Source organism: Thermoplasmatales archaeon (assembly GCA_026127925.1).
GTDB lineage: Archaea > Thermoplasmatota > Thermoplasmata > Thermoplasmatales > Thermoplasmataceae > JAKAYB01.
On the sequence record JAJSLM010000006.1, the window covers coordinates 99,420 to 111,071 of the forward strand.

Below are 11,652 nucleotides of genomic sequence, written 5' to 3' on the forward strand. Positions count from 1 at the left end.
CTAACAACTTATAGAGGATGTTAATCGGCGGGCTCGTAATGCAGAGCGACTACGCCGTTGCTAAACTCTCTGGAAGAAACCAATCTGAGCTTATGCCTCTTTTGATCATCCGTGAAAAGAGGTTTTCCTGCACCTAATGTAATAGGCCGAATCCGGATGCGATACTCGTCGATCAGGTCGTTTCTTGAAAGTGCGGATACGAGGGTCCCGCTCCCGACGATCACCATGTCTCTTCCGGATTCTCTTTTGAGCTTAGCCACTGCCTCTACTGGGTTTTCACGTATCAGAACTGCAGGGCGCCATTTTGCTTCCTGGAGCGTACGAGAGAATACCACCTTCTGAAGTCCATTTAGCTGCTCGATGATCTCTGAGTCGAAGCCGTCTGGGCTTGGAGATGCTTTCGGCCAGAATTCACTGAATTCTTGATAGGTTATTCGACCATAGAGCATAGTGTCAACTCTTCGAAGAATCTGCTTAGACCATTCAATCTCCTCTTTGTCGAATTCGAACCAATCAATTTCACTCTTTAGACTCGTGTAGTAACCGTCCAGCGAAATTATCGTGTCCAGGATTACTTTTCGCATCTCTTTCTATATGAGACTAATATATATACCTACGTCCTCAGGAGATTTACGTTTTATGGATCAACGAAAAATCAACTCACAACGATCTTTGGATTCATTACAATGAACTAACAAACGGCAAAGAGTTATGAGTATCCGAGAAATAAAGTAATGTGATAACTTGAGTGAACTAAATCAAGTATATTTGGTCGAATATAAAAGAAGCGCATTCTCTAGAGCAAGGCCCAATGATCCCGACAGAGACGTGTTCAATTCAATTCGCATGGACGAAGTTCTGGGGATGCTGATAAAGGATATAGTGAATTCTTCCGGTGTGAAGACCGATGACATAAATGACGTAATCACCGGTTGTGCCTTCCAGACCGGGGAGAACTGGCTCTACGGTGGGCGGCACCCAGTTTTCCTTGCGGGGCTCCCTTTCAACGTCCCGTCCATGTCCCTTGATCGTGCATGCTCGTCTTCCTTGAATGCAATCGCCATCGGGGCCATGGAAATTATGACCGGGAAATCCGAGGTTACTATTGCCGGTGGAATGGAGCACATGACACACATACCTATGGCAAACAACCCAAACCTTAAAGCTAATATGAAACTCCTTCTCAGGCCTGAGTACGCGAAGTACAATATGTCTACAGCGTACAACATGGGACTGACAGCTGAGAAACTGGCTGGTCTCAGGGGTATCTCCAGGAAGGAGATGGATGAATTTTCAGCAGGAAGCCACAAAAAGTCAGCAGAATCCATGGATGGCGGATTCTTCAAGGACGAGATTCTTCCTGTTACGGTCGAGATAAATGGTGAGGAGAAAGTCATAGATACAGATCAGAGTATAAGAAGGGATACAACAGTAGAAGCCCTTTCAAAACTCCCCCCGTCATTCAAGGCTGATGGGGTTATAACTGCAGGCAACTCTTCTCCGCTGAATGACGGTGCATCTGCTGTCATGGTCATGTCGGAGAAGAAGATGAAGGAGTACGGACTGAAGCCCCTTGCAAGGATCAGGGGGTTTGCCTGGGCTTCCGTTGATCCGTCGATAATGGGCGAGGGTCCGGTACCCGCTACACAGAAATTGCTAAGGCAGGAAAACCTCTCTGTTGATGATGTCGATGTCTGGGAGATAAACGAGGCTTTTGCTGTCGTAGTCCTGAACGCGATCAAAGAACTTGACATAGACCCGAGCAGAGTGAACATCCATGGCGGAGCTGTATCTATCGGTCATCCACTGGGTGCTTCCGGTGCAAGGCTTGCCGGGACACTTGCACGCATTATGAATGAAAAGCAGAAAGACCTTGGAGTCGCGACACTATGCGTTGGTGGCGGGCAGGGGTATTCTATGCTGTTGGAGCGTGTGTAATATGGATTTTGATTTTCCTGAAGAAGCACAGGCTGCGCGAAAGAAGGTAAGGGAGTTTGCACTTCGAGAATTCACTCCGGCCATAGCGAAGGAATCCGACGAGCTTGAAACGTTCAGGGATGATATAAGGAAGAAGATGGTTGCGGAGAATATCATAGACGTGAACAGCCCATGGTCCCTGGTTGTTGCGATCGAGGAAACCTGCAGGGTTGATCCTGGAAATGCCATAGCTTCTACAGCTAGCATGTTTGGGGCAGAGATACTGATGCTCTTCGGTTCTGAGGAACAGAAGGAGAAGTTCCTTTTACCGACGCAGAGGGGCGAGAAGATCATGGGTCTTGCCGTCACTGAACCTGGAGGGGGCAGCGACGTAGCAGGCCTGAAGACAAAGGCAGAGAGGCGTGGGGACAAGCTGATACTGAACGGATCTAAGATGTTCATAACAAACGGAACCACCGCCGATTTTTACCTCATGCTTGTCCGTACTTCGACACCTGATGAAAAGAAACACCACGGTCTTTCCGTTGTGATCGTTGAGGCAAACACTCCTGGATTTACAAGGAATAAACTTACAGGAAAACTTGGAGTGAGGGCAACAAGCACAGCAGAATTGATACTTAACAATGTTGAGATCCCGGCAGACAGGATCGTTGGTGAGGAGGGGAAGGGATTCTATTATGTCATGACGTTCTTCAACATAAGCAGGGTCTACGTTGCCGCTCAATCCATAGGAATAGCGCAGGGTTGCATGGACAGGACGCTGGAATATCTCAAGCTTCTGAAAGAAAAGGGGAATGGACAGATACTGGAGGATATACAGTTCTCTGTCGTTGATGTTGCGACGCGCATTGAAGCTTCGAGGCTGCTGACTTACAAGGCTGCTTCCTACCTGTTCCAGTTCAAGCCTAATCCAGCGCTGACGAGCATGGCCAAGTCTTACGCTTCTGAGACAGCAGTGATAGCTGCACAGAAGGCGCTTGAAATCACTTCTGCCTACGGCATCAATTCTGACATAGAGAGATTTTTCCGGGATTCCAAGATCATGGAGATATGGGAAGGAACGAGCGAGATAGAGAAACTGATCATTTACAGATCGATGGAGAAATCTCTGGAAGGTGAGGCAAATTGAGTTCTGGAAGCGAAGAGGATCTTCTTTCATCCGCGGTGGAGGAGTTTTCTGTAAGAAGCATCGATCCGGTGGCGCTTAACATAGAGAGAAGCGGAATAGACGCGAACATGATTGGGATGCTCGCTGCACAGGGATTCCTTGGCGCAATGGCATCGGCTGAGAGCGGAGGCGCTGGCCTCGACAAGTTCGGATACTCCAGAATTCTTCTTGGCACCGCGTCTCATTCACCCTCTGTTTCAGCGCTGGTCATGATCACGAACTCGATCTTCACACCGTTGATACAGAATGTTGATCCAGAACTACTGAAGCGCGTTGTGTCCGGAGAAGAAAGGTTCTGTGTCGCTATCAGCAATGATAAACTTTCTGGGAATGAACTGTCAGTGGAAGGGAACAGGATATCTGGAAGGGTTCTAGGTGTGGTCAATCCGTCGGAAAGAAATCTCATAGTGAACATAGGGGAAGATATTTTCCTGGTAAGAAGCGGTTTCAAGATCACGGGGACCTCAAAGCCACTCTCCTTCAGGGGTCTTGGATCTGGAACGGTCACTGTGGATTCTTCAGATATCATAAACCTGACAGAGAAAACCGGTATAACGAGTTCATCGATCCTTGATTCTCTAGACTATGAAGTATCATGCATTGCTATCGGTATGTCTAAGGGCGCCATTGATAAGGTCTTGGATTATGTGAAAGTTCGCAAGACATTCGATAAGCCACTGAAGGATTACAGTCCTGTTGCCAACACTCTCTCAAGGTTGCTCTCAGAAGAGACTCTTCTCATGGACGAACTTGACAATATCGATCCTGAAGACAAGCGTAAGGTGCTTATGCTAAAGCTTAGATCGGAGGAATTTTCGAAAGAGGCGGCGAAGTATTCAATACAGTTCCATGGAGGTTATGGCTTCTTTGAGGACTTTGGCGTTGAAAAATTCTACAGGGACTCCTTTGGTCTTCCGATACTGTTCAGCAACTATGAGGGAGACAAACTGAGACTATCAAGCATGGTATTCGGCGATAAATCTGGATACATTTGAATAATTTTAAAAATAATTATCTATCACTTTATAATTACATTCAATGGCTGGAGAATTATTGGAGATAGATAAATTCGGGAGAATATACATACCAGCACGCCTCCGCGCACACATTAACACTAAACTGGTTGCCTCGAAGATCGGGTCGCAGTTGGTTATCCTTTCCCTTCCAGAAGGACTCAACGAGGTCGAGACCACTCTGGAAGAATCTGCATTCAAGAACCAGACTTAAGAACTTTTTAAAGCGATCGGATCGTAGATTGGTACGGATAGAAAAAGTATATTATCTAGAAAGAAATAAATATTTTAACGTCCAGCCTCCTGATATCTGTCTTGATGGGCAAGACAATTCCGCTGGATTGAGTGGTGATGTTTAGCATGAAGACGGCAAATTTGAAGGAGCTTAACAGAAAGGAGATTAAGGCGATTAGGAAAATGGTTAGGAAGGGAGTTGAAGTTCCGGACATCTGCAAAGAATTTGACATCCCTCCGGAAGAGTGGAGAGAACTGGCAATAAAGTATGATCTCTTGAAATAACTCTTTTTTTAGATAACCAAAGGTTCTTAGCCTACAACCTCCCGCAGTTCAATTCACAGTATTTCCGAACCGAGTTAAGTTTTTAGACAGCAATAGCTATCCTTATTCGGAGAAAAGGAAAAAGTGGCCGTCCGCCCACAGTCTTTATTCAGGACTGTTTGCGGGTTCTTTCCTTTCTCTCTACGTTATTCACCATCACGGTACATGATTCACTCAACTCTATGAGATACTTCTTGAAGCTCACCTTCTCATGATAAAAAAGATACCAGATTGTTACAGATCCAGTTACGTTCAGACAGCATGAGCATGGAGAAAGGTTTAAATAGGGTGAGAGTCCAGAGAGAGGGATTTTTTAACCTCTTTCCAGTTCATGAGGTGATGATATGGTAGGCAATGATACGTAAAGGACAAAGGAGGAGAAAACAAAGATCGTCATGGCGGTCCGGCAAACTCATCAAACACAATGTGGCGTCCTCTACATTCGAATGGAGGGATGAGTTCATCTCTGCCGGTACATCCGCAATGGAATAGGGCAATTCGACCAAGATACTCATACGCGCTATCTACAGTGGCCCAAACTCCTTGTGACTCGCACTATTATCTACTTTCCGTGATAAGAACAGTTTATGTTGCACGAATCCCGGATTATCAAAAAAGTCTTTTCCAATAAGAGCTTACGCAGAATGACGTTTTAGTATACCTGTTCTGCCTCATTTGTCACCTTCCAACTGCTTCAATTCCTTCATTTCTTTTATGAGTTCCAGATTCCCAGGGCGTATTTTTTTCAATTCAGCTTCTTCGACCTTTTTCATATATTCCTCTACCGCATCCTGGTACAGATTCTCCACAGCGACCTCTAGAAACTCGAACCAGTCCATTCCCATTTTCTCCACGCTTCTCCTGTAGATAGTTTCTATCGGTCTGTAGCTCTTTGCGTTTTCGATGAGCTGATCTGTTTCCCGTACCATACTAGTAGAGAGATGCTCTGCCTGCTTTTTGATGTATTTTGGACTGGCCTGTGCGAGGATCGGATCCACTTTCCCTTTCTCATCTATCTGCTTATCTATTTCGATGTCGGCCAATATTTTCCGTATAGTTTTCGTTGATATTCCTGTGTCGCTTGCAATCTTGTCCACAGTTTCCCCAGCCTTGAAAGCGTTTATGATGTCCGCCTTCTGTTTCTCGGAAATGATCTTAGGCATACAGACATGAATGAAAGGAGGTTATATTATAATTTTCATTTTATATACCTAGTTTATTTCCCTAAGTTTATTTCCCTAGTTTTCGGTTTATTTCCCTTTATTTCCCTAGGTCTCTCACTTTTTTGGATTTATTTCCCTTTATTTCCCTAAATCTTTTATTTCCCTAACTAAATAATTAGCTATTTTCCTATCTTTTGCTACACTAGGGAAATAAACTATTTTTATTTCCCTAAGTTTATTTCCCTTTATTTCCCTAGTCATACTTCTATTTCCCTAACTAAATAATAGGCTATTTTTCTGCGTTCCTGAGTAAAAAAATTATATGGGTGTATTTTTATTTCCCTGTTTATTTCCCTTTATTTTCCACTTTATTTCCCTTTTACCTATATACGTAGTATAATGCACCCTTTTTTCCCGACATAAGATTTGCAGTTTCTGGAAGTTTGGATCGGAAAAAAGTAGTGGGGAAATAAAATGTAAAAACATAATGGTTCAAAGGTTAAGGAGGAATGAATTCTCATATCAGAACGAGAACATAAAGAACACCAATATGTCAAACCTTCCTTATCCTTACATGTTCGCTTTGATTCCATTCTTCACCATAGTTAAGAGATCAGACTCGTTCAAGTAAGGTCTCTAGACCTACTCTTTTCTCTCAAATAGACGAACTATTGACTTACCCGTAATTCTCTCTTATAACTGATTAAGCTCTGCTCGAAGATAGAGATCGCACCTTTTCCCATTCTCAATGTTCTCCATTCAGTTTTCCTTTTTTAAACACTCGATAAATATTATTTGTACGCTCACTTAAATGATTGTGCAGATCGTCAAGAATTCAAATGTGAATGGAGAATGTGCGACAGACGGAAATGAAAAATCGCCACCGCAGAATCACTGTCCCTCGAGATAGTTCAGGAGTCAATTGTGATGTTTGTTTCCTTCATCCTCCATGTACGATCGTGAAGAGACATTTACAGTTCGTTACATTCATTGGTATCTTTTTCATTAGATATCAAATGAATTTCTATAAACCATAGATAAATATTTCGGCCAATTAGGAAGGGAGCTAAGAATAAATTATCGTATTATTCAGATAATTATCTTCGGAGATACTGATTCACGGAAAAAAAAAGATTTATCAGTGAGTACGTTATCAACTATCCCAAACAAAAACTATCGGGGGGCTGTAGCTTAGCTAGGTAGAGCGCCTGGCTCATAACCAGGCGGTCACTGGTTCGAATCCGGTCAGCCCCATTTCACACAAGGGGATATAGATAAGACGAAAAAAGTTTACCCTTTATATACTTAAATATAAATAATAAAATATTAATGACCTGTGTTTGTCTTACACACCTTATATAGTTCAATTAATATTTTAACAATCTTAGTTTTTGGGTTAAGTCTTGATCCAGTCCTTATTTTATCCTTGACTTTCCACAAAGCCATTTTTGATATTCCCTTATCCTTAACATCCTTAGGCTTCGATTAAATCTATTTCTTCTTGTGTCAGACCATAAAATGAGTATATCTCGTGGTCTATCACCTTATTTATCTTGTTAATTTGGTCTTCAATCTTACTCTGTTCAACTGTTCTCTTATCATGAATTTCTAACAATTTCCTGTTGAGTGAGAGAATGTCTTTTACTAGACTGATCACCTTTTGATACTTTTCAGTGCTCTTTGAATCCTTCAGGTCCAATTTTGGGAAAGGAAAAAATTTCAAGAATTCAGGAGTTAAGCGGTAAGTATTACCTCTCAGTACGGTGCTTGTCTGAGTTATAAAAAACCAGAAAATTTTAGAATTCAGCGTGGCTAAATAAAAGAACGGGTTGACATCCTTTACTAGCTCATTAAACAATACACTATGAATTGCAGGTCCATGATAAAAAATTCCCCTTTCATCGTAACCTACTCTGTTCTGAACCAACATATCTGGAATCATTATTTTTGGTTGTTCATATTCTGCCAAGCTCCTAGGGGCTGAATATTTATAAAATTCATTATCTTTCATTTTAACTTTACGCTTGAATAATTCGTTCTTTGCCTCTTTGAGATATTTGAACGCTCTAGGATACTTTGATTCCATCAGTTCCGGTCGTATTAGTGCTACCTTTCCTTGAACCGAAAAATACGGAAACAGCAGAACCTTATGATTAATTGGGTCTTGGTATTTCCTTATATCTTCGCCGTAAAGAAAAGGCTTTAAAATTTCATTTTCGATTTCAATGTCGCCATCCAAAAATGTCGAATGAACGATGGTGGTGTGATTTCCTTTAGTAACGATATCTAGCAAGAAAACATCGTCATTACCAGTAGATGAACCTTTGAAAATTTTATGTGTAATATCTTTAAAGCTAATCCCATTTGCTTTAATTTTAGATAATACTTTTGAGATTTGTTTTGTGTTAAAATTCCATGGCTCGGCACTTAACGCCTCCACATCTTTTTCCTCATAGTTCAAATTATCAAGCACTCTAAAGTTTTCTCCCATTTTGAACTCTTTGTAATAGAACTTTTTATTAGCCCTCCTACTCAGAAACAATAAGCAAGTGTAAGTAGTTGCACCATCAAAAATTTGGTTAGAGCCGAAATGAACTATTCTATCCAACGATTTAGAATCGGATATGAATTTTCTAATTTTCCAACCGTTTTGTCCTTCGAAAAACTTATGAGGCAATATAAGACCCAATTCTCCCCCCTCCTTAAGCAATTTGAATCCTTTTTCAATGAAAAGTATATAGATATCATAGTTTCTTTCGGGCGAGTAATAAGTATTGTTGAAGGATTCAACTTCCTTTTTATTGAGATTTTGAATTCTCACATACGGCGGGTTTCCAATAACAATATCGAATCCGCCATCCATCATAATTTCTGGGAATTCCTCTTCCCATTTGAAGGCCCTATCACTCACGGTAGGGTCATCAATCAAGCTGTTACCAACCTTGATGTTGTTTTGAAGTATGGGCAATCTCTGTTTTCTTTCAGATATCTGCAATAAGAGGTTCAGTTGGGCTATTTCCACAGCCTTAGTGTCTAAATCTACCCCGAATATGTTATTCTTTAGGATATCAACCTTTTTTGAATAGAATTCCTCGCTATCCAAAGTAAGCTGAGCAAAGTCAGAATTCTGTTTCCAATAATTTTCCAATTCCTTGTATGCCCTTATCAGAAAGCTTCCAGAACCACAAGCTGGATCAAGAATCCGAACCTTTTTTATTTCCTCAGGTGTATGAGTTTTAATAAATTCTCCAACGGTGTTCTTTACTATGTAATCAACTATGTAAGAGGGCGTATAGTAGATGCCCTGTTCTTTCCTGTGTGTCTTTGATTCCTCAAGCTTTGCTCTCTTAGGTGTTGACTTGAGAATGTTTCCCAAATACTGCTCATATATGTTTCCCAAAACATCCGACTCAATTATAGAGAAATCATAGCGATATGAATTGTCCTTTGACTGATTAAGACCTTCTATGACTTCTTGTAATGCTTCATTGTCGATGTAAAGATCATCACATAAATGGTGAGCAAAGAGTTTGCTGTTATATTTATCATCATAATCTTTGTATATTTTTGAGATTTGCTTTAAAAGATGACCTTTGCCTTTATCGTACCATTGCCTAACCGCGGATTGGACTTTATCTCCTTCTAAACCCCTGTCCTCGGCATTCCTTATGAAAATTAAACGGTCAAGAATTCTCTGTACGGATTCATCTATATCATCCTGATTAAGATGTTTGTCCTGATTATTCCTAACAATATCCTTTGAAAGAACCTCACGAAAGTGAATCATATCTTGTAAAAGTTGTTTGTTTATCGGGTTCTTTAACTGTTTCTTTCCATATCTAGATGCTATCTTATCAAGTTCATTATTCTCGAAGGCCTTCTTTGAAAGATAGGTAAATCTCTTATCTGTTAAGAAATCATTCGGATGTAATACAAAGAATAAGTTATTTCCATAATTTGATTCTTTCCAGTCGGCGTTATAAATGGCAATGGTTTCAAAATTACACAGTATTGCCCATGAACAGGATTTCATCCAAGCGTAGTCTATGGCCTGAATTACATACTTAGAGTTTGTCTGGATGTTCTCTTCTTTTAACGATTTGGCTTCAAGGAAAAACTGTGGAATTCCACTTATGCGGAATCCATAATCCACTCTCTTCTTTGATATTGTTTCCTCTGCACTCACTGAACTGTCTTTATTTCCTTTGTTATATACATTCCAACCTAAAGCTTCAAATAAGGGTAGTATGAAATCCTTCTTTGTTGATTCCTCATTATATCTTTTGATTTCACCTGATTTCTTGATTTGTTCGTATTTCGATATTAGCTCTGTGATTCTTTCGAAATCGATATTGTAATCTTTACTATTCACTACTTCAGTCGTTGAAAGTCCACCTTGCCGTAGACCGCTTTTATAATCTTCTGGCAAAAGTCCAGAAATTTTAACCAAGCATTAATGTCTGATTTTTGCTTTATGATTTCCGGTTTAGAATGCATAATTCCAATTCTTAATTTATTATATGATCTGATATGTTGATCAGAAAGCTCAATATAACTGCCAAATTCTTTAAATTGGTCAGGATTAAGTTTCAACTTAAATAATTCCCTTAACAAAATAAGCTCATCATCTAAATGCAGCTCATCAAATAAATCTGTTTGAGTTTGGGTTTTCAATTTTTTACGAAATTGTTTAATTGCTCTTTCAACATTTATTTTATAAGTATCAGGTATATTCTGGTTTATTTTATATAAAAAATTTTCAATTCCGTTCTGTGGAATATTGCTATAATATGCCCTAACAAAGTTTCGGACTGCAATTTCAGAGTAAGATATTTGTGTGTATAATGGGGTTAAGACTAATGGACTGTTTAGGTCTGAGTAATGAACTATATGAGTAATATCATTTCCACTAAGGACAAAATAGAAATCCCTTCTCGATAGATAGCTAAGAGTTTCAAGAATACCGGTTGATTCAGATATTACTTCTTGTGGTTCAATTTTCTTTTCTGAATTCCAATTTTGAATTAATGTTAATAGCTTCAGTAATATCCTTAGCAGTCACTAATTCTTTAGCAATGTCCTTTACTTGGAATGTTTCATTTAATCTAAACAGCACATAATCAACCGGTATATCTTTATTCATTCAATCCTCACCTTTGTTTTATTATACATCTTAATGCTCTTTCCTTCTTTAATCTTCCTTTGTTGATACCACAATGTGGATTTGTTTATCTTCAATTCTTTCCTCTTTTCAGGATCAATTGACATTATCTTTTTTCTGATATCTATAGTGTCATTTCTTGAGATTTCAATATCTGGTGTTCTAAATTCCAATGTCTTTACCTTTCCTGATATGTATCTGCTCAATTCCCTGATATTTACAAACATTATGTTCTCAAGGGTATATTGCTTATTCTTAAACTCATAACGCTTATTGAAATTATTCCTAATCTTCTCAATCAATAACTTTAGAGTACCTAGTTCCAAACGGATACATTGATCTTGTCAGCTATTTCCTAATTATATATTTCAGATACAGCATCGATATCTTAATGTTTTTTTAATCTTATGTTCAATATGTTAGTTGATATTATTTAAGATCTTTTACCCATATTCTGAAGTTTTTTGATCCGTTATTGTTTTGTTATTTGTTATCTAAGTACATCTTGATCATAGCTTTCTATAATGGACCGGTCGGTATTCGCTTAAAACATTAAGATGTCAATGAAAAAAGTTCTTAGGAACACGCTATATGACGATGTAGCGTGAGAGTCGGAGAGGCAGCTGCAGTATTCGCTGACCTGTGAGGTCG

General features: G+C 39.8%; 10 protein-coding genes and 1 tRNA gene. 6 read left to right on the top strand and 5 right to left on the bottom strand.

What is annotated here, in order from left to right; all coding sequences use genetic code 11:
• Positions 1-20: 20 nt before the first annotated feature.
• Positions 21-584, bottom strand: coding sequence for a dihydrofolate reductase family protein (locus LVQ96_06785; protein ID MCW6170861.1), 564 nt, complete (start codon positions 582-584; stop codon positions 21-23).
• A 160-nt stretch (positions 585-744) separates the two neighbouring features.
• On the opposite strand from LVQ96_06785, the gene LVQ96_06790 reads away from it, so the two are divergent.
• The 5 genes from LVQ96_06790 (at position 745) to LVQ96_06810 (ending at position 4,638) form a co-directional block, all read left to right on the top strand.
• The gene (locus LVQ96_06790; GenBank protein MCW6170862.1) at positions 745-1,938 is read left to right on the top strand and encodes an acetyl-CoA C-acetyltransferase; all 1,194 of its coding nucleotides are present in this window, start codon (positions 745-747) and stop codon (positions 1,936-1,938) included.
• A 1-nt stretch (position 1,939) separates the two neighbouring features.
• Positions 1,940-3,067, top strand: coding sequence for an acyl-CoA/acyl-ACP dehydrogenase (locus LVQ96_06795; protein MCW6170863.1), 1,128 nt, complete (start codon positions 1,940-1,942; stop codon positions 3,065-3,067).
• Positions 3,064-4,101 carry an acyl-CoA/acyl-ACP dehydrogenase gene (locus LVQ96_06800; protein ID MCW6170864.1) on the top strand — a complete coding sequence of 346 codons (1,038 nt, stop codon included), beginning with the start codon at positions 3,064-3,066 and terminating at the stop codon, positions 4,099-4,101. Before LVQ96_06795 ends, LVQ96_06800 begins: the two co-directional genes overlap by 4 nt.
• Positions 4,102-4,144: 43 nt before the next feature.
• The gene (locus LVQ96_06805) at positions 4,145-4,333 is read left to right on the top strand and encodes a division/cell wall cluster transcriptional repressor MraZ (GenBank protein ID MCW6170865.1); all 189 of its coding nucleotides are present in this window, start codon (positions 4,145-4,147) and stop codon (positions 4,331-4,333) included.
• A 146-nt stretch (positions 4,334-4,479) separates the two neighbouring features.
• Complete coding sequence (locus tag LVQ96_06810) at positions 4,480-4,638, top strand: hypothetical protein (GenBank protein MCW6170866.1); 159 nt, start codon at positions 4,480-4,482, stop codon at positions 4,636-4,638.
• 710 nt (positions 4,639-5,348) lie between these two features.
• Here the strand turns inward: LVQ96_06810 and LVQ96_06815 are convergent.
• Positions 5,349-5,840 (bottom strand): helix-turn-helix domain-containing protein, encoded by a 492-nt coding sequence (locus LVQ96_06815; GenBank protein MCW6170867.1) that lies wholly within the window; start codon positions 5,838-5,840, stop codon positions 5,349-5,351.
• A gap of 1,180 nt (positions 5,841-7,020) precedes the next feature.
• Here LVQ96_06815 and LVQ96_06820 point away from each other — a divergent pair.
• A tRNA-Ile gene (locus LVQ96_06820) sits at positions 7,021-7,094 on the top strand.
• Positions 7,095-7,314: 220 nt separating this feature from the next.
• Here LVQ96_06820 and LVQ96_06825 read toward each other — a convergent pair.
• From LVQ96_06825 to LVQ96_06835, 3 genes are all read right to left on the bottom strand, one after another.
• A complete protein-coding gene (locus LVQ96_06825) occupies positions 7,315-10,290 on the bottom strand; it encodes an N-6 DNA methylase (protein MCW6170868.1) in 2,976 nt (991 codons plus the stop codon).
• Between the two features lie 543 nt (positions 10,291-10,833).
• The gene (locus LVQ96_06830) at positions 10,834-10,983 is read right to left on the bottom strand and encodes a hypothetical protein (GenBank protein MCW6170869.1); all 150 of its coding nucleotides are present in this window, start codon (positions 10,981-10,983) and stop codon (positions 10,834-10,836) included.
• Entirely contained in the window at positions 10,980-11,303 is a 324-nt protein-coding gene (locus tag LVQ96_06835; GenBank protein MCW6170870.1) for a hypothetical protein, read from the bottom strand. The genes LVQ96_06830 and LVQ96_06835 overlap by 4 nt, the downstream gene beginning before the upstream one ends.
• Between the last annotated feature and the right edge of the window lie 349 nt (positions 11,304-11,652).